This window comes from Pseudomonas sp. CFII64, from assembly GCF_000416235.1.
GTDB lineage: Bacteria > Pseudomonadota > Gammaproteobacteria > Pseudomonadales > Pseudomonadaceae > Aquipseudomonas.
The window spans coordinates 1-17,604 of sequence record NZ_ATLO01000004.1; the positions used below are offsets into that span (position 1 = coordinate 1).

The 17,604-nt window shown below is 58.0% G+C and carries 14 protein-coding genes and 1 tRNA gene; 7 read left to right on the forward strand and 8 right to left on the reverse strand.

The genetic code is table 11. The annotated features are described in order from the left end of the window. The first annotated feature begins 146 nt into the window (after positions 1 to 146). From CFII64_RS00845 to CFII64_RS00870, 6 genes are all read left to right on the forward strand, one after another. The gene (locus CFII64_RS00845; RefSeq protein ID WP_020288842.1) at positions 147 to 1,364 is read left to right on the forward strand and encodes an SAM-dependent methyltransferase; all 1,218 of its coding nucleotides are present in this window, start codon (positions 147 to 149) and stop codon (positions 1,362 to 1,364) included. Between the two features lie 185 nt (positions 1,365 to 1,549). Continuing rightward, positions 1,550 to 2,047 (forward strand): hypothetical protein, encoded by a 498-nt coding sequence (locus CFII64_RS00850; RefSeq protein ID WP_020288843.1) that lies wholly within the window; start codon positions 1,550 to 1,552, stop codon positions 2,045 to 2,047. 134 nt (positions 2,048 to 2,181) lie between these two features. Then, positions 2,182 to 3,330, forward strand: coding sequence for an L-threonine dehydrogenase (gene yiaY / locus CFII64_RS00855; protein WP_020288844.1), 1,149 nt, complete (start codon positions 2,182 to 2,184; stop codon positions 3,328 to 3,330). Positions 3,331 to 3,386: 56 nt separating this feature from the next. Further along, positions 3,387 to 3,710, forward strand: a complete 324-nt coding sequence (locus tag CFII64_RS00860; RefSeq protein ID WP_020288845.1) for a DUF2025 family protein — start codon at positions 3,387 to 3,389, stop codon at positions 3,708 to 3,710. Between the two features lie 190 nt (positions 3,711 to 3,900). Then, positions 3,901 to 4,236, forward strand: coding sequence for a helix-turn-helix transcriptional regulator (locus tag CFII64_RS00865; RefSeq protein WP_044901095.1), 336 nt, complete (start codon positions 3,901 to 3,903; stop codon positions 4,234 to 4,236). Beyond that, on the forward strand, positions 4,236 to 5,513 hold the full coding sequence (locus CFII64_RS00870; RefSeq protein ID WP_020288847.1) for a type II toxin-antitoxin system HipA family toxin: 1,278 nt from the start codon (positions 4,236 to 4,238) through the stop codon (positions 5,511 to 5,513). Before CFII64_RS00865 ends, CFII64_RS00870 begins: the two co-directional genes overlap by 1 nt. Before the next feature lie 252 nt (positions 5,514 to 5,765). On the opposite strand, the gene CFII64_RS00875 is transcribed toward CFII64_RS00870, so the two are convergent. Further along, a complete protein-coding gene (locus tag CFII64_RS00875; RefSeq protein ID WP_020288848.1) occupies positions 5,766 to 6,611 on the reverse strand; it encodes a helix-turn-helix domain-containing protein in 846 nt (281 codons plus the stop codon). Between the two features lie 135 nt (positions 6,612 to 6,746). Between CFII64_RS00875 and CFII64_RS00880 the strand changes: the two genes are divergently transcribed. Then, positions 6,747 to 8,177, forward strand: a complete 1,431-nt coding sequence (locus CFII64_RS00880; RefSeq protein WP_020288849.1) for an MFS transporter — start codon at positions 6,747 to 6,749, stop codon at positions 8,175 to 8,177. A 205-nt stretch (positions 8,178 to 8,382) separates the two neighbouring features. On the opposite strand, the gene CFII64_RS00885 is transcribed toward CFII64_RS00880, so the two are convergent. The 7 genes from CFII64_RS00885 to atzF all read right to left on the reverse strand — a co-directional run bounded on the left by CFII64_RS00885 (position 8,383) and on the right by atzF (position 17,582). Continuing rightward, positions 8,383 to 8,456, reverse strand: a tRNA-Gly gene (locus tag CFII64_RS00885). A 154-nt stretch (positions 8,457 to 8,610) separates the two neighbouring features. Continuing rightward, positions 8,611 to 9,501 (reverse strand): alpha/beta fold hydrolase, encoded by an 891-nt coding sequence (locus tag CFII64_RS00890; RefSeq protein WP_020288850.1) that lies wholly within the window; start codon positions 9,499 to 9,501, stop codon positions 8,611 to 8,613. Positions 9,502 to 9,799: 298 nt separating this feature from the next. Then, positions 9,800 to 10,495 carry a pseudouridine synthase gene (locus CFII64_RS00895; protein ID WP_020288851.1) on the reverse strand — a complete coding sequence of 232 codons (696 nt, stop codon included), beginning with the start codon at positions 10,493 to 10,495 and terminating at the stop codon, positions 9,800 to 9,802. A 42-nt stretch (positions 10,496 to 10,537) separates the two neighbouring features. After that, complete coding sequence (locus CFII64_RS00900; protein ID WP_020288852.1) at positions 10,538 to 10,762, reverse strand: cysteine-rich CWC family protein; 225 nt, start codon at positions 10,760 to 10,762, stop codon at positions 10,538 to 10,540. After that, positions 10,759 to 12,240 carry a sensor domain-containing diguanylate cyclase gene (locus CFII64_RS00905; protein WP_044901076.1) on the reverse strand — a complete coding sequence of 494 codons (1,482 nt, stop codon included), beginning with the start codon at positions 12,238 to 12,240 and terminating at the stop codon, positions 10,759 to 10,761. The genes CFII64_RS00900 and CFII64_RS00905 overlap by 4 nt, the downstream gene beginning before the upstream one ends. A 116-nt stretch (positions 12,241 to 12,356) precedes the next feature. Next, a complete protein-coding gene (locus tag CFII64_RS00910; RefSeq protein ID WP_052026551.1) occupies positions 12,357 to 15,692 on the reverse strand; it encodes a dermonecrotic toxin domain-containing protein in 3,336 nt (1,111 codons plus the stop codon). A gap of 78 nt (positions 15,693 to 15,770) precedes the next feature. Then, positions 15,771 to 17,582, reverse strand: a complete 1,812-nt coding sequence (atzF, locus tag CFII64_RS00915; protein WP_020288855.1) for an allophanate hydrolase — start codon at positions 17,580 to 17,582, stop codon at positions 15,771 to 15,773. Between the last annotated feature and the right edge of the window lie 22 nt (positions 17,583 to 17,604).

Here is a 17,604-nt window from a genome sequence, read left to right on the forward strand (position 1 = left end):
CTGATGGCGCGGCATGTTCGGTATGTGGATTAGCATGGCGACTCTGTGTGATCTACACAGAATTAAACTAACCCCCACCCCACAACCCGCCTAAAATACCCGCCTTCGCTGCTTTCCAGCTTCAGCCCGCCCCGAGGCGTTTTTCGATGTCAGTCACTGCAACTCCCGCCCAGTCTGCTCAGGACCACCATGCCCAGTTTCTCGGCTTGCTGGAGAACAGTCTGTCGCAGAACTCGTTCATCAAGCTGGTCCTGGCTAAATACGTTGGCGAAGAAGCCGAGTTGCAGCGGGTGATCATCAAGCAGCTGACCGTCAAGGATCAGCCGTGTCTGTCGTTCGTCTATCGCTACAAAACCCGGGACATCACCAAGAATCTGCCGCTGGGCGACGCGGTGCAGCTGATCGGCGGCTTGCTGCCGGACTCGTTCAAGAACGCGCATTTGCTGTCGCTGACCGACGAAGTGCAGTTCGAATACGGCAAGAAAGGCAAAAGCACGCTGTTCAAAAGCAAGGCTCAGCAAGAGCGTGAAGCGCCAACGGCCGGGCATGACAGGGAGAAAAAGCGCTATCTGGAGCTGACCCGTCCATTCCTCACCGATCTGGGCGTGACCAATAAACAGCATGAACTGATCCCTTCCATGTCTCGCAAGTGGAAGCAGATCAACAAGTTCATCGAGGTGTTTTCCCACGCCCTGACGTCCTCGCCGCTCAAACTCGATCAGCCGATAAAAGTCGCGGACTTCGGTTCGGGCAAGGGTTACCTGACGTTCGCCATTCATGACTATCTGCGCAATACCTTGCAGGCCGAAGGGCAGGTGACTGGCGTTGAACTGCGCGAAGACATGGTTACGCTGTGCAACAACGCCGCTGCTCGCCTGGATCATCCGGGCCTGGTGTTCGAGTGCGGCGATGTGCGCAGCGTGGCGCCGAGCGCGCTGGACGTGATGATTGCCCTGCATGCCTGCGACATCGCCACCGATTACGCCATTCATATGGGGATTCGTTCCGGGGCGTCGATCATCATGTGTTCGCCGTGCTGCCACAAACAGATTCGCCTGCAAATCCAGAGCCCGGCGCTGCTCAAGCCCATGCTGCAATATGGTCTGCACATGGGCCAGCAAGCAGAAATGGTCACCGACAGCCTGCGTGCGCTGCTGCTCGAAGCCTGCGGTTACGAGACCAAAGTGTTCGAGTTCATCTCGCTGGAACACACCAACAAAAACAAGATGATCCTCGCCGTAAAACGCGCCGAACCGCTGCGGTCCAGCGACATCCTGGCCCGCATCCAGGAACTGAAAACCTTCTACGGGATTCAGGAGCAATGCCTGGAAACCTTGCTGGTGGCGGACGGTTTTATCAGCTGACTGTCAGCAAAGTTTCGGGCTGCTGAGGGGTTGGTCTTACCGCCGCGTAGGATCCGTCTGAAAATCGCTCACCCCCGACATCTGTCGGGTTCTCGCTGAGCCCGTCGGCAGGCAAAGTTCTGCGCTCCTAAGCCGGTGCAGAGGATAAGTATTCAAGCGCTGGCGCCCTTTGCGCAGGTTCCAGCATGTCCATTCAGATCAGAAAATCCCATCGCTGCCTGTTACTCGCAGTATTGGCCACGGCGCTGCCGGGCTGCGCCATCAGCACTGCCTCGCAACACGACTATTCAGGTTTGCCCGATGACGAGTTCGCGCAAGTCGTGAAGCAGGTTCGAGGTGGCAGCCGCGAACTTTTCAACAACATCGAGCGCGGGCAGATCATTTCGCAACAATTTGTTCGCGGTCGGAACGCCGAGCAAATCCGGACCCTGTTCACTGCGGCGCAAGGTGTCTGCGTGGCAGGGGCGGACTCTTCGCAGCTGGTTTGCGTGGTCGATCGCTGGTGGAAATATGCGATGTCGCGCTCGGCCGCTGACTCGAGGAACCGCTGCATTCCGGGGATTCAGCTGAGGTATCGCTTCAGATTCGATAAACCGAACCAGCCGGCTGCAACCTGGTCCAGGTATGACTTCGATGTCATTCACCTGGCGCACTGCAACCGTACACGCACCCTTCCCGGATAAACGCCGGGAGCAAACCTATCGGTTACTTGCGCTGGATCAATTTCACCCTCGTTGCCAACGCTCATGCTGTAAGCATTCCCCCCGCCGGGTTGTTGTGCAATCGCTCGGCTGATCGTTAGCAATGAGGATCCGTCATGAGCAGCACTTTTTTCATACCCTCCGTGAACATCATGGGCCTGGGTTGCCTCGATGAGGCCATGCAAGCCATCCGCAATTACGGCTTTCTCAAGGCGTTGATCGTTACCGACGCCGGCTTGGCCAAAACAGGGCTGGCCGCGCAGATCGCCGGTTTGCTGGTGGAGCAGGGCATCGACTCGGTGGTCTACGACGGCGCCAAGCCCAACCCGACTGTCAGCAATGTTGAAAATGGCCTGGCCATGCTGCGCGAACGTGAATGCGACTTCGTGATTTCCCTGGGCGGCGGTTCGCCCCATGACTGCGCCAAAGGGATCGCGTTGTGCGCCACCAATGGCGGGCACATCAGCGATTACGAAGGTGTGGACCGCTCCGCCAAGCCGCAATTGCCGCTGATCGCCATCAACACCACCGCCGGCACCGCCAGCGAAATGACCCGTTTCTGCATCATTACCGACGAAGTGCGCCACGTGAAAATGGCCATCGTTGATCGTAACGTCACGCCGCTGTTGTCGGTCAACGACCCGGCGATGATGGCCAAAATGCCGAAGTCACTGACGGCCGCCACCGGCATGGACGCGCTGACTCACGCCATCGAAGCCTATGTGTCGACTGCCGCCACGCCGATCACCGACGCCTGCGCACTCAAGGCCATGACGCTGATCGCCGATAATCTGCACAAGGCCGTAGTGGATGGCTCGGACCTCACCGCACGGGAAAACATGGCCTACGCACAGTTCCTCGCGGGCATGGCGTTCAACAATGCGTCGCTGGGTTTTGTGCATGCCATGGCGCACCAGTTGGGCGGGTTCTACGACTTGCCGCACGGCGTCTGCAACGCGGTCTTGTTGCCCCACGTACAAAGCTTCAACGCCAGCGTTTGCCCGGCCCGCCTGAGCGACGTCGCCCACGCCATGGGCGCTGACACTCGCGGCCTGTCCCCTGAAGAGGGCGCCCGTGCGGCCATCGCGGCCATCCGCAGCCTGTCGAGCTCCATCGACATTCCACCGGGCCTCACCGCGCTGGGCGTCAAGGAAGAAGACTTCCCGATTCTGGCCGCCAATGCCCTCAAAGACGCCTGCGGCCTGACCAACCCGCGACCTGCCGATCAACTGCAGATCGAAGACATCTTCCGTCGCGCGCTCTGATCGCCATTGCCCGCGATTCGGCGAATCGCGGGCTCGAACTTCTCCAGAGGTCATCGATGAAAACCACCTCCAGCGCTATCTGTGAAGCCGCCGACCGACTCGCCGGGTTCGTCGGTTACCACCACAAGGCCCATCGCCATATCGTGCGCTTCAGCGAAGATTCCTTCGGCATGGACGTCGCCGACGACAGCATCACGCCAACCTGCGAATTCGTCTGGTCGCCGGCAGACAACGAACTCATGACCCTGAGCCGCGAACGTCTGCAACTGTTGCTCGAACAGAACATCGACGACCGCCTGCGCATCACCGAACCGCTGCGCGTCTACATGCGCCGGCTTGACCTGCCGGAAATCGTGGTGGAGCGGCGGGTGAAGGCTTAATTTCGCTTGTTGGCGCAAGGCTTGCCCGCGAATCAGGAGGGCTCTTAATTGATATGAGCGATATTTAGCTCAAGAAACAAGGTATGTAATCTATAAGGCTCGCTATGAGTCAATGCAATCTATATTGTTCTTTAAGCTTGACGAGAGCCATATAGGTTACATAATGGGGTTCTTCTCTGAGGCTTCCCCTGTGAAAACTACCTTGCTTGATCAAATTCGTAAGCGTCGTCAGTCTCTCGGATTGAAAATCCAGGACATGCCACTGCGCTCCGGACTGACCAGGCAGCAGTACGGCAAAATCGAGGCCGGCGGCAACCCCCGTCTTGGCTCTATCGATCAGATAGTTGAAGGGCTGGACTGCACTTTATTGCTCATCCCGAAATCAAAAGTCGACATCGTTGAAAGGATCCTTGCCAGCAAGACACTGGCAGATGTGGATCATCGTTATCCCCGGCAAAGGCTCGAGTCCGAAGGACAGCCTCTGGACGCCGTTAAGGATGATGAAAGCCCTTGGGGAGACCTTTGATGGCCGATGAAACGGTGGCAGCATTAAAGCTAACGCTTCAAGGTGAGCTCGTCGGTTATGTCGCTGGGTATTCGAATGGGAAGAATGTGTTCACCCTGTCCCCGGAATACATACAGAACGAAGATCGGCATCCGCTGACGCTGTCCCACACCGAACCCGAGGCGTTGGCCCGTCAGTTAGCCAGAAGGCATCCTTTCATCAGTAGCCACCGCTTGCACCCGGTCCTGAGTAATTTGCTGCCGGAGGGGGCTTTGCGCGACTTTCTCTCGCAGGCCATGAAGGTTCACAGGGACAACGAATTCTCGTTGTTTAGTTGGCTGGGCCGGGACTTGCCCGGGGCCTTGATTGCTGAGCCGATGGAGGCTGCAGAAATCCCGTCACTCGCCTTGCAGCATCACGGCAAAATTGAGCCAGTGGTAATCGCTGTCCCAGACAGCCGAGCGCACTTTTCATTAGCGGGCATACAGATGAAATTCTCTATGCGCGATCAGGATGGGCGTTACATCACAGGCGACCCCGGAAAACCAGGTGACTGGATTATCAAGACGCCGTCGACTGTCCATCCATTTTTGCCGCTCAATGAATACACGGCGATGACGCTCGCAAAGCTTGTCGGCGTCGACATCCCGGAGATAAAGCTAATCTCAATGGGCGACATCGAGGTTCTGCCGAATATAAACCTGCCCAACGAACGGTTCGCTTATGGGATCCGCCGATATGACCGGCTACCAGGCAATCAGCGCATTCACTCCGAGGACTTCGCGCAGATATTCTTCGCTTATGCCCATGATAAATATCTCGGAGCGAGTTATGACCAGATCGGGAAACTGATTTACAGGAACTCGCTTCATGGGCAGCGAGATGCCGTGCAGATGGCGATAAGACTGTTGGTCAACATTCTGTTGGCAAACGGTGATGCACATCTAAAGAACTGGAGCATGATCTATCGGGATGGCAAACATGCCGAGCTTTCACCTGCATACGATATCGTGGTGACTAAAGCCTACATCCTGGATGAGGCTCAGTATGGCCTGAACATGGACAAGACCAGAAATTGGTACGATGTTTCTTTCGGACACTTCGAGAGATGGGCGAAGTATGGGGATATTCCGCAGCGCTTGGTACTCACCAATTTGAAAGCCGTGATGGCAAAGGCTCGTTCCCTTTGGCCCGCCGCTTTGAAGGAAAGCGAGATGCCAGAAAACCAGAAGACCGTATTACGCAGCCATTGGAAGCGTCTACATCCTGATTTTCGAATCGAAGATACCAGGGCTTAAAACCAGAGTGCGAAGAGATGAGTCTTATTAGAAAAGCTCCAGGCATTTCACCGAAATATGGAGTGGCTTCACGGTCTATTGGTCAGTTCAATTCTTGGAGCTCGTAAAGAACTTCTGTCCAGTATCGTACTAAGCCTCACGTATTCCGACGCACAGATGGCCATCCGATGGACGACGCAATCAAGCGCAGCGTAGTACACCTTTAATGGGCGCTGTTTGCGACCGCTGGCCGCATCGCCGCGATTGTCGGCACTAGCGATCGAACTTCTGGGCTGAACGGACACCATCGCGCCTCTGCGTAGCGGCAAAATAGTGACCCGGTGAATCGCCAAAGGCGCGGCGAAACATTGTGATGAAGTTGCTGGGCGCGGCATAGCCGAGAGCGTCCGAGACTACGCTGACGGGATCGCCTCGGGCCAGCATTTCGAGGGCGTGGGTCAAACGCGCCTGCTGTCGCCATTGGGCAAAGCTCAATCCCGTCTCGGTCAGGATGAGACGCCGCAGCGTGCGTGACGATAGCGCCGCCCAAGTCGCCCATTCGTCGAGCGTTCGCTCGCTCTCGGGACGGGCGAGGATCGCATTGGCGATGCGTACCAGTCGCGGATCGGATGGCATCGGCAAATGCAGCCGCTCTTGCGGCGCTTGTGCGATCTCGTCGAGGAGTACGGCGACGAGGCGATCCTGATCTGGTTGCAGCGTGTCCAGGGTGTTCCATGTGACGGCCCTGCGAACCAGCGCGCGCATCAATTCCCCGATGCCCATCACACGGGGGGCGTGGGGCAGATTGCATCCTGCGTCGGGGGCAATGAATACGCTCCACCCACTCAGCGCGCCGCTGACGCTAACAGCATGAGCAACGCCCGGCGGAATCCAGCCGGCACGGTGCGGCGGCAGCAGCCAGGAACCCTGCGCCGTCCGCACATGTATCAGGCCGCTTTCGACGCACAGCACCTGTCCGCGCCGATGCGTGTGCCAGTCATATTCCCGCGTTCCCAACCGATACTCCGTGCCGGGGTCATCATTGCCCCACACGGCAATCAGCGACGGGCCATCGAGCCTGTCGCTGACATCGACGGGAACCGACGATGCTATGGTCATATTGTTTGGCCACTTCTCAGTATTTTATGTCCATATAACGATACCCTTTGTAACCCACCTCAGTCGATCCTGAAAGGCGACACAAACGGTCTTCCAGGTGGATGCACCGTTATTCAACCCGACGAGGTGCATTCGATGTCATCTGCTTCCGCCGCCCCGGTGGTTCCAAATTCCCTTTTGCGTAGCGGTGTTCCGGCGTGGATCGCCGCAGTGGTCGCCTGCCTGTGCTCGTTCATGGTCGTCATGGACGGAGCCATCGTGAACGTCGCGCTGCCGGCGATCCGCGCTGATCTCGGCCTGACCCCAATGGGTCAGCAATGGGTTGTCGATGCCTATCTGTTGTCGCTCGGTGGTTTCATGCTGCTCGCGGCACGTGCGAGCGATATCTACGGTCGCCGCGCCATCCTTCAGGCCGGTCTCGTCACCTTCACGCTGGCGAGCCTGGTAGGCGGCTTCGCGACCAGCGGTCCTATGCTTCTGGCAGCACGGGCGGTTCAGGGCCTCGGTGCTTCAGCGCTCGCAAGCTCGACGCTGGCCGTCATCATCTCGGTCTATCCCAAGGGCGCCGGGCGCGAACGGGCGATCTCCTTCTGGGCGGCATCGGGGGCGATCGCCGCCGCCTTCGGCGTCATCATTGGCGGTGTGCTGGTGAGCGTTCTGAACTGGCGCTGGGTCATGTTCGTCAACGCCCCGATCGGTGCGCTGCTGAGCCTGGTCGTCGCGACCTGCCTCGCGCCGCAGCCCCATGGCCAAGATCGCTTGAAGCTCGACATACCGGGGGCGATCTCAATCACGCTCGCAATCGGCATTTTCATCTTCGGCATCACCCAATCGGTCGCATCGGGCTGGGGATCACCCGTGGTCCTTGGCGCTCTCGGCATCGCCGCTGGCCTTCTTGCGCTGTTCGTCGGCATCGAAAACCGCACCGACCAGCCCCTGATCCGTTTGAGCGTCTTCCGGCATCGCAACATCCCGGTCGGCGTCGTTATGGTCATGGCCCTTGGCGCATCACTGACCGCGTCCATGTTCTTCATCTCGCTCGTCCTCCAGCAGATTGCCGGTTACAGCCCGATGGACACGGGCCTTGCCATGCTGCCGATGGCGCTGCTCCTGGCCATTACCGCCATCTCGTCGCGTTATCTTCGCGATGCCGGTTTCGACCGCTTGCCGTTCTTCGGCGGGTTGATGGCGGCGGCAGGACTGGTCTGGCTGGCTTGGGTGCCTGCCGCGCCCGTCTATGTCGCCGATATCCTGTGGCCGTCATTTCTTGTCGGTGGCGGACTCGGTCTGATGATCATGACGGCGACGCACGCGGTTCTTGCCGGTATTCCCCACGCCGAATCCGGTCTGGCGGCCGGGCTGCAAAACACGGCTCGCCAACTCGGCGGCGCTGTGGGCATCGCTGGCCTCGTGACGCTGGCGCACACAGTGTCGATCGCTCACAGCGGTGGAGGCTCGGACGTGCTCGGCCAGCTGGCCGGATACCACGCAGCGTTTATGGCGACTGGAGCGATCAGCGCGGTCTCGGCGCTCGCCTCGCTGCTGCTCCGGCATGACCCCTGCTAATTCTCAGCCATACCCAGGCTGATGGCGAGGACCTTGCCCGCGCAGGCGGCACGACTCGACCCCACACTTTCAGGAAATGAATCGTGGACTAAAAAGCGTAAGCTGGGGGTGGTTTTGGGTGGAATGGCCGGACTGAAAGTTATGGAAAAAACCTGGTTTTCAGTGGCGTATGGACACAGTGAGTGGATGTCCATAGAAGCTGTATTGGAGCGGGTGAAGGGAATCGAACCCTCGTTATCAGCTTGGGAAGCTGGAGTAATGCCATTATACGACACCCGCTCTGAGCGGCTGACTTTGTACCAGAATGGGCGGCTGAATTGAAGCGCTAATTTCCTGTCGGCCGTTAAACCCTGCTTATCTCCACGGAGCCCATTCGCCGATTACGGCGTTGTCGCGCTGGCGAATGGTTCCCCGGCTCGGTCGAGCGTTGGGTTCAGAGGGCGAAGGCATGTTCTGTCTGGGCCTGTCTGTAGTGGAAGGTCTGACGGGTGCGTGTTGGCTGGGGTGTGAGGTAGTCCAGCAACGCGAAACGCGAGTCGCGGCAGGCGGCTTTGTGCTCCATGTCCAGGAAGTGCCCCGTGGCGCGTATCGTTGTGAACGTGCTGTGTTTCACCACTCGCTCAAAGAGCCTGGCATCGGCGGGGGCGGTGTATTCGTCCCATTCGCCGTTCATGAACAGCACCGGCACGTTAATGTTTTTCGCTGCGCTCAGGTACTCGTTCTCATCCAGGTTCAACACATGACTGATGTGGAAGTGCATCTGGTCATATTCATGGGTTTCCAGGCTGCTGACGTGCCGGTAATTGAAGCGCTTGAACAATGGCGGCAAGTGTTTGCCAATCGTGTCATTGACCAGATTGCCCACTTCATAACGCGCATGCGCACTCAGGTGCAGGACGCCGCGCTCCAGGTAATCGCGCATGTGTTCGTTGACGATCGGCGAGAACGAACTGATCACGGCTTTCTCGATCCGTTGTGGTCGGTGCGAGAGTGCAACCAGCGCCGCCGCGCCGCCCCACGAGAACGACATGATGTGTTCGGCGTTGAAATGGTCGACCAGCTCCAGCAGGATCTGGCCTTCCGCTTCTTTGGTCAGCGGCATTGCGTTGACGTTGTGGGGCTTGGACTTACCCGCGTAGGGCTGATCGTAAAGCACCACGTTGAATTGGGGATGAAGGTTACGCACGGTCTGCGCAAATGACGCAGTGGTGGCCAGTGAGCCGTTGACCAGAATGATGGTCTTCTCTGCGGCATCTGCCCGATAGAACTCCGTGTAAACCCGAAACTGTCCCTGTATATCAAGCACAGCGATTTCTGGCCTCATATCGTATGTCTCCTGGCGTAAACAGTTTTGCGCGCAATCGAAATTGCACGAGCTTCGTGACAGGTTGGCATTCGCCTTAAGGGGCCCAACGTCGATCCGAAACTATCTGTTCGACAGGTATTGTTATTGGCGGGCGATTTGTCGGGAGCCGAGGCTCTGGTCGACAAAAGGATTTCTTAGAATACGTTCATGACTCATCAGTCACATGTGGACCGACGATTGGATTCAAGCAGGGGAGAGGCAAACCCGCAAGTGCCGTTCGTACATTGAACGGCGCGTTCTGCCAGGCGGTAGGCCCTTAGCCGATAGCCACGATTTCTGCAGGATGCAGCGCGCGGTACTGCCCAGGCTCTAGGTCGGGGTCCAGGCTGAGGCTGGCCATGCTTTCGCGGTGCAGACGCAGCACTTTGTTATCGAAGTGGCCGAACATGCGTTTGACCTGATGGTAGCGGCCCTCGACGATTTCCAGTCTGGCCGAGTGCGGGCCGAGCAGGGTCAAGCGGGCTGGCTGTGTGGTGATGTCCTCGAAGGCGAAGTAAAAACCGGCGGCGAATTTTTCGGCGTAGCGCTCGTCGATCACCTGCTCGGTTTCAACATGATAGACCTTCGGCAGCTTGGTCTGGGGCAGCGTCAGCCGACGCGACCATTGCCCGTCATTGGTGATAAGCATCAGACCGGTGGTGTTGAAGTCCAACCGGCCGGCAATGTGCAATTCGTGCTTGTCCGGCTCGTCCAGCAAGTCGATAACGGTCGGATGCTGCGGGTCAACCGTGGCGCTGACACAGCCCTGGGGCTTGTGCAGCATGAAGTAGCGTGCCGCTTTGCCAGCCTGCAGGATCTCGCCATCGAACGCGACGCAGCTGAACTCACGCACATCATGGTGCGCATCGCTGATCACGTGGCCATCAACCGCTACCCGTCGGCCTGCCAGAGCGAGACGCACGTCCTTGCGATTGAAGCGCGGCAGGTTGCTGAGGAAACGATCAAGACGCATGGCTTTGGCAATATGAGTTGGAAGGGCGACAGGGTACGCGATCTACAAAGCTGATTGGTCAGCGCCTGCTTTTTCGATACCGGCGCAGCGCGGACACAGGCAGGCTTTGGCGCGTACCTCAGGCGCCAGCGCCTCGATGATGGCCGGATCGATGGCCACCGAAAAACACCAGCAGGCCTGATCGGCGGTACGCGGGTCCGCCAGGGCGCAGCGGTTGCTGGCCCCACAGGCGGGGCAGCGATCTGGATCGACGTCTGAAAGGTTCATGCGCTTACCGCATCCTCGGTGCAGACCTGATTGCGACCGCGTTGCTTGGCGGCGTACAGCGCGCGGTCGGCGCGGGCGATCAAGCTGTGCAACGTATCGTTGTCTTGCAGTTCGGCCATTCCGATACTGACAGTGATTTGCAAGGCCGTTCCGGAGAACACGTAGGTGTGGTGCTCGGCCAGTAGACGAATTTTCTCGGCAATGCGTCGGGCGCTTCTGATGTCGCTGCCCTTGAGCAGGATGATGAACTCCTCACCGCCCCAACGACAAATGATGTCCGACTGACGCAGGCAGCTTTTAAGATCCTCGGCGAATCCGGCCAGCACCTGGTCGCCCGCCAGGTGACCCTGAGTATCGTTGAGTTGCTTGAAGTGATCCAGGTCCAGCAGCATCGCCGTGAGCGGCTTGGCCTCGCGCTGAGTGTCCCTGAGGGTTTTCGATGCCAGCAGGTCGAAGCCGCGCCGATTGGGCAGGCCGGTCAGGCTGTCGAGAGTGGCCTGGGTTTCAATGTTGTATTTGTAGCGATTGATCAGGCGATGCAGCAGCAGCACGACGATCAGCGTGACGATCAGGCAGATCAACAGATTCAGGTACAGCGATTGGCGAATATCGGTGAGCGCTGTGTCTTCGCGCTTGTCGACGAACAGATACCAATTCAGTTCGGGGATGAAGCGAACGTTGAGAAAGTGCTCGTGACCTTCGGAGCGGTATTCATAAGTGCCGCTTCTTGGCTTGGGCAGTTGTTTGTGCAGTTCGCTCATGCCGGGCAACTTGTTGAGCGACTGGCCGATGGCCGCGCCATTCGGGCCGCCTTCGGCACCGGCCAGGACGATGCGTCCGAACGTGTCGACGAAGTACACGCTGCGCTCATAACGTTGTTGATAGCGATCGATCAATTTGATGACGGCGTCGACCGTCAGCCCGACGCCGGTCGCGCCGATGAACCGGTTGTCGTAATCAAATACTTTGTAGTTGATGAAAAAGGTCAGGCTGTCCTTGTTGGCCATGTCCGGATCGACATTGATCTCATAAGGCGCGGCCATGTCCCGCACCCGGTAGTACCAGACGTCCCGGGGTTCGCGAGCGTCGATTTTCTTCAGCACGCCTTTGGCCTGGTAATACTTCAGGCTGCTGTCGGAAACAAAAAAAGAGGTGTAGGCGCCGTAATGATCCATCACTTCTTTCAGATAACGGGTCATCTGTTCGGGATTGCGTTCACCTTCCACGACCCAGTCGCGCATGAAAGTATCGCGGGCCATCATCGAGGAGATCAGCACCGGGCGCACCAGGTCTTTCTGGATCTCGGAATAGACCGTGTCGGACGTCAGCGGCAATTCGGTGTTGATGATGTTGTCGCGAATAGACGCCCGCGAAGCGTAGTAACTGAGCAATGAAGTCGCCAGGAAGCCGCTCCCTAAAAGAATCACTAACGTCAGTAGCAACGACCGCTGTGAAGTAATGGCGGAGCGAAAAGGCATGGAGTGTCCGATGAAAAATTAGATGACAGGGCACATGCTAGCTTGCCGCCACTACTCACGCTATCGCGAATGTGTTCCAGCCGACAGCTGTCTGGCGTTGATTGCATTCCCCTTGATCATGACCCCGGGTAAACAGGCGCCGTGCCAAATGCCGAGCATCGGCAGTGCAGCAGCAGGATCTTGTCGTAGCGAATGCCGTGATCGAACAAGCTCTTGAACAATTCTTCCAGCGTTGGATCAGCCATGCCCAAGCGCTTTCTTACGGTCAGTACATCCATTGGCGTGCGCAGTAGTCGCCCGCTGAACGGCGATAGATTGGAATTGCGAACCACATGGCTGATGTAGTGGTAGCTTTCGCCATCGGGGGACTGGAATTTGGAGAGCGTGTAGTTCTTGATCTTCCCCGACTGCGATGTGCCGGCCAGCAACTTGTCGGTGAGAACATAGGAAGGCGGCGTGTTCGGTGCAGCGACCCATGTGTTGGCTTGGTTATCCAGGATGCCAAAGGGTTTTACCCGTTGCTGGACCACGTGATGGAGCGAGGGGTCGAGTAAGGTATACCCGTGGGGCGCGTAGACATGCAGTTCGGTGCCGTTGGGGATCAGCGTGTTTTTACTCCACGGCAAATAATAGCCGTGCGTGCTTACCACCAGCGTTCGAGCCTTGCCCCGGTCGGATGTCCACAACAGAAACTTGTGTGTCAGCTTCCATGTTTTGACTGGAGATGTTCCGAATTGGGGATGGCCGGGGATATTCCAGGTTTTCAGCAGGCTGTCGGTGTCGAAGAATTTTTCCAGACGGGTATGGCGAGTGTGCATCGAGCGATTGAGCAACCCGCTGAAGCTGCGGGTGTTGTTGGTTAATGTGGCTGAAGTGGTCACGAACTTTGTAGGACGAACCAGTTTGCCCAGCGAGCGCAGCAATGCCGGTGTGTAAGGTGACAACTGGAGAAAACCCAACGACAAGACAGCGAGCGCGGCCTGCCGTTTTTCTTCGTGGCGTGCGCCTGGCAAGTTCGCCGATGCGATGTTCAGTGAGACGATCCCTGCTTCCGTCGCCAGTGTCGCAATCAATGCCGGGGTCAATAAGAAGGACATGGGGGCCAGCAAGATTTGTAGATGGTTGAATTGGCGAGTCCAATAGTTGAGCAGCACCTCATTGGACGTCACGATAACGTCCTGCGCGTCCATTAAACCGTTCTGCCTGAGGGCTTGCGCCATGTAGCGAAATGGCGAAACAGTCAGGTGTTTGCTGCACAGGTTATGGCCTGCGGCCGTATGTGCGTCGTGGTTGTACAGTGTGTCGGTCCAGGGCCGCAGCAGGGATGTCGGTTCTCTCGGACTTAGTTCGCCGGCCCATATTTGCAGGATATAGCTCAGCCGTTGGTGGTGGCGCAGCGGAACATAGTTGAGGACTGACTCCCGCCATTGCTGGTTTTTTGCTGCTTTTTGCACGTATTGCACAATGGCCTCATCGCTGTCGAATTCGATGAAGCACTTGGCCAGCCCCGCCTGGTAAAGAACCCTTTGCGCACGGCCCTGCTCCCGAAAGACCAGCAGGCCTGGACAATAGATTTCCTGCATGCCTTCAAAGACCGAATATTGCAGGTAAAAGCCCAGCGTTGTTCGCTCGATTACACCGCTGCGTGGTTTGACGTAGAGCTGTTCGAGGGCTTTTACAACAATGTCGAAGCCGCTTTTGAACAGCAGTCGCGCTTTGAGGCACACCACCGCTTGCGTCATGAACGTTGTTTTGAAACATTGTTCGACGCTGTCCTGATGCCGGTCCCAGAACCGCTCGACGCGGCGAGTCATGACGCGCAGGAAATCAATTTTCCGGATGTGGTTTTCGATGGCTTGTGGTGTGACGGCGAGCTCCTGGATATCAACGGCATGACCGTTTTGCGTAGCGTCGATATAAACAATCGTGCGCGCGTCATGATCCAGATAACCTTCGGCGTGCTCGACCCGGTAATTGTTTATCAGCGCCTGGCTCAGGCTAATCGGCAATCCAGCGGGTGTACTGACCTGAGTGATGGGGACGCGGGCGCTGCCCAACGGAGTAAAGGTTTTACCCCTGACATAACGGATAAATACCTGGTCCGGATTTATGTCGAGCCCATGTTCGTCTTTCATCACTTTGCGCATGAGCCGAGCGGCGGTTTTCAGGGGCGCCGGCACGCGCTGCAGGACAGTCGGCCGGGTTTGCCAAAGGTCAGCGGCGCTGACCAGGTTCAGCGCGCTGCGGATCGGTTTTAACCACGGGTGTTCGGTCACTGGCTCGACGTCTGTCATTGCCTCACGGTGCAGATAATCCAGAGAGAGCTGTTTTTGAACCTTGGTGATCGCAACAAAAAAATCGCCTTCAACTGTACTTAGTTCGGGCACCACAACCGCTTCGTTTTCTGCCGCGTCAGTTATTTGCACTCCACCGGTGGCATTCAGGGCATCGAGCAGCATTCGTGTCATTCGCTGCGGATCATCGCTGATGTATTCGGTGGGCTGGGCTGCATCCCCTGGCTGATGAATAAAACAGTGTGAAGTGGTGTGGGATCTGAGCTGAAACACTCCGGGAGCCCGGCGACCGTTCAACGACAGCATGCTGACGCTGGAGAGCGTGCCTGTGGCGGGGTATTCCAGGCATTCAGGATTATCGGGGAAGTCTCTCAGCCCGAGGATATCCAGCCCGAGGTGATAGCCCTCCCAACCGAGTTTTCGCTGGGCAAAGTGAGTGTGCAGATCGTGCAGGAAAGACAATTTGGCCAGGGCACGAAAAGTCGCTTCGTGACGAGCCCAGAAAGCGTTGATCAAGGCCTTATAGTCGGCCGCCCAAGGCGCATTCAGAATCACGTCCATGGCATTGCTGGCCATAAAGTCGGGCAGTGAGTCATCCAGAGCGGTGTCAGCCAGGGTTGCGCCCAACAAGGCCTGCATGGCCGGTACGTTGAAAGAAATAGTCGCCAGCTCTGTCAGCGAGAATTGCTTTGTGTACTGTTCCCGCCCGTCACTTTCAACGGCGGGCTGGGTGTCATGGGTGAGACGGATGAATAACGTGTCAGGGTCCAATGCCTTGCCGGTAAGTTGGCGCAAACGCCGGGTCAATTGATCGCGAACATACCCACTCCACATTGGCGGGCAATCCATGTCCAGTTGATAAGCCTTGAGCAGCAACGCCGAGTTGGCGACAAGTTTCATCGCCGGGCTTTTTCTTGACGCTTTGAGTTTCTTCAGCGCCAGAGACGGCGCGGCTGGGGCTGCAACAGCGGGGGATGCCGGGCTGTAATAAAACGGTGAAGTGGCAAAGCTGCCTGACGAATTGAGGCTGTCCTGCTTCTGCGCCGATCCATTGCTTACAGTATTGAAGATTGGCAGCTCCAGCTCGGAGCCGTTGGGATATTCGTGATACGTCGAGTCGGAAGCGGGCGAATCGGGTGTTATTTCGGGCTCTTTCATATGGGCGGGCAAACTGGCAGGTCACGATGAATGGCCTGCCACTATCTCATCCGGATTTTTGTTATTTCCGGTAATTATTTAAACGCTTATATATGCCCGCCAGCCGCCCAGATGGCTGATATTGGTTGCCCCTGCAAGACCATAGGGCTCGCAGATGAATCCGCATTCCCAGCTCCCGTCAGCCAGCTGCACTTTGCCCAGGCCCAACGGCGCCGGAATGCCGGTCAGGAACGAACCCAGTTCTCGACTCGGCAGCTCCCAGACTTCCACTGCGATAGCCACGCCGTCCTGTTCGACCCGGACCATTCCCGGGCGAAATGGCGGACCACCGGCCAGCGCATAAAGCTGATAATCCGATGAGCTTTGGGTCGCTTCCACCAGGCGCGCGCCGCGTTGCTTGAGCTGCCAGTTCAACGGCAACCCGTCCAGATGCGCGCCGCACACCACGAGCCGGGCCATGTCATTGCGCGCGCTGCCGGCAGGTTTGGACAGCTGTCCGGCGAGCCCGCCAATCAAGGGCAGTTCGGTGTGGCGTTGCAGGGCGTCGGCGATGCTCAGCAAGTACTGATCGGTGAACACGCGCCCGAACACGGTGACGCCCCACGGCATGCCGTTGTCCATGAACGCGCTGGGCACGGCGACGGCGGCGTAGTCCAGCAGGTTGACGAAGTTGGTGTAGTAACCCAGCTCCGAGTTGCGCAGCACTGGTTCGGCTTCCAGTTCTGCCGAGCTGACGGGGCGGCCGATGCTCGGCGTGACGACGAAATCCACGCCTTCCATGACGCGATCACTAATGGCCTTGAGTGCTTGCAAACGGTACTGCGCCTGAAATGTTTCCACGCCGGTCACCAGCGGCGCTTTACCCAACACCGCGCGGATGACCGGCAGCACGGCTTCAGGGTTGCTCTGCATCAGCTCCCCAGCCACGCTGTAGCGCTCGGCAACCCACGGGCCGTTATACAAAAGGCCTGCGGCTTCGAGGAATGGCGACAGGTCGATGGTCACGGCTTCGCCACCCATGGCGGTCAGGCGGTCGATGGCATCCCCGAACAACAGCGGCCCTTGTGGGCAGCCGAAGTATTCAAGGTCCTGAGCGCGCGGTACGCCGAAGCGAAATGGTCGCGGCGCACCGAAGGCCGAGGCGTCGTTCCATGCCGGATTGCTGCGGCTGTATTCGTCACGCGGATCAAGTTTGGCCACCAGCCCCAACAACTGGCTGGCTTCCCGAGCAGTGGCGGTGAACGTCGTGACGCAATCCAGCGTCCGGCACGCCGGAACCACGCCTGCGGTGGAGATCAATCCTTTGCTGGCCTTCATGCCGACCAGATTGTTCAGCGCAGCGGGCACGCGGCCCGAGCCCGCCGTGTCGGTGCCCAGCGCGAAACTGCTGACGCCGAGGGCAACCGCCAGCGACGAGCCGGAGCTTGAGCCACCGGCCGGATATTCCTTGAGCACGCTGTTGGGGCAGGCGCCAAATGGCGAGCGACTGCCATTCAAACCGGTGGCGAACTGGTCCAGATTGGTCTTGCCCAACGGAATCGCGCCCAGGGCAATCAGTTGCTCCACGATGGTCGCCGAACGCTCGGGCTTATAGGTATAAGCAACGCAGGCCGCCGTGGTCGGGATGCCGGCCAGATCAATGTTGTCCTTGATCGAAAACGGCACGCCATACAGCGGCAGGTCGTTGATGTCCCGGCCTTGCAGCGCGGCGAAGTAGGGCTCCAGTTCAGTGGGATCCAGCAGGTAAATGTACAGGTGATATTCAGGGTTCAGCGCAGCAGCTTTTTCCCGCAGCGCTAGGATCAGCTCGCGGGGCGTAAGGTTGCCCGACTGGTAGGCCGCGCGTACTGACTCCAGGCGCAGGTCGCTCAAGGTGACTTCAAGGCTCATGGCGAAATTCCATAAAATTGAT

Excerpts from the sequence above, each read along its gene's own strand:
- yiaY (WP_020288844.1), top strand. The coding sequence starts at position 2,182 with ATGAGCAGCACTTTTTTCATACCCTCCGTGAACATCATGGGCCTGGGT.
- CFII64_RS00850 (WP_020288843.1), top strand. The coding sequence starts at position 1,550 with ATGTCCATTCAGATCAGAAAATCCCATCGCTGCCTGTTACTCGCAGTA.
- CFII64_RS00900 (WP_020288852.1), bottom strand. The coding sequence starts at position 10,762 with ATGAACCTTTCAGACGTCGATCCAGATCGCTGCCCCGCCTGTGGGGCC.
- CFII64_RS00870 (WP_020288847.1), top strand. The coding sequence starts at position 4,236 with ATGGCCGATGAAACGGTGGCAGCATTAAAGCTAACGCTTCAAGGTGAG.
- CFII64_RS00845 (WP_020288842.1), top strand. The coding sequence starts at position 147 with ATGTCAGTCACTGCAACTCCCGCCCAGTCTGCTCAGGACCACCATGCC.
- CFII64_RS00895 (WP_020288851.1), bottom strand. The coding sequence starts at position 10,495 with ATGCGTCTTGATCGTTTCCTCAGCAACCTGCCGCGCTTCAATCGCAAG.
- CFII64_RS00860 (WP_020288845.1), top strand. The coding sequence starts at position 3,387 with ATGAAAACCACCTCCAGCGCTATCTGTGAAGCCGCCGACCGACTCGCC.
- CFII64_RS00905 (WP_044901076.1), bottom strand. The coding sequence starts at position 12,240 with ATGCCTTTTCGCTCCGCCATTACTTCACAGCGGTCGTTGCTACTGACG.
- atzF (WP_020288855.1), bottom strand. The coding sequence starts at position 17,582 with ATGAGCCTTGAAGTCACCTTGAGCGACCTGCGCCTGGAGTCAGTACGC.
- CFII64_RS00910 (WP_052026551.1), bottom strand. The coding sequence starts at position 15,692 with ATGAAAGAGCCCGAAATAACACCCGATTCGCCCGCTTCCGACTCGACG.
- CFII64_RS00890 (WP_020288850.1), bottom strand. The coding sequence starts at position 9,501 with ATGAGGCCAGAAATCGCTGTGCTTGATATACAGGGACAGTTTCGGGTT.
- CFII64_RS00880 (WP_020288849.1), top strand. The coding sequence starts at position 6,747 with ATGTCATCTGCTTCCGCCGCCCCGGTGGTTCCAAATTCCCTTTTGCGT.
- CFII64_RS00875 (WP_020288848.1), bottom strand. The coding sequence starts at position 6,611 with ATGACCATAGCATCGTCGGTTCCCGTCGATGTCAGCGACAGGCTCGAT.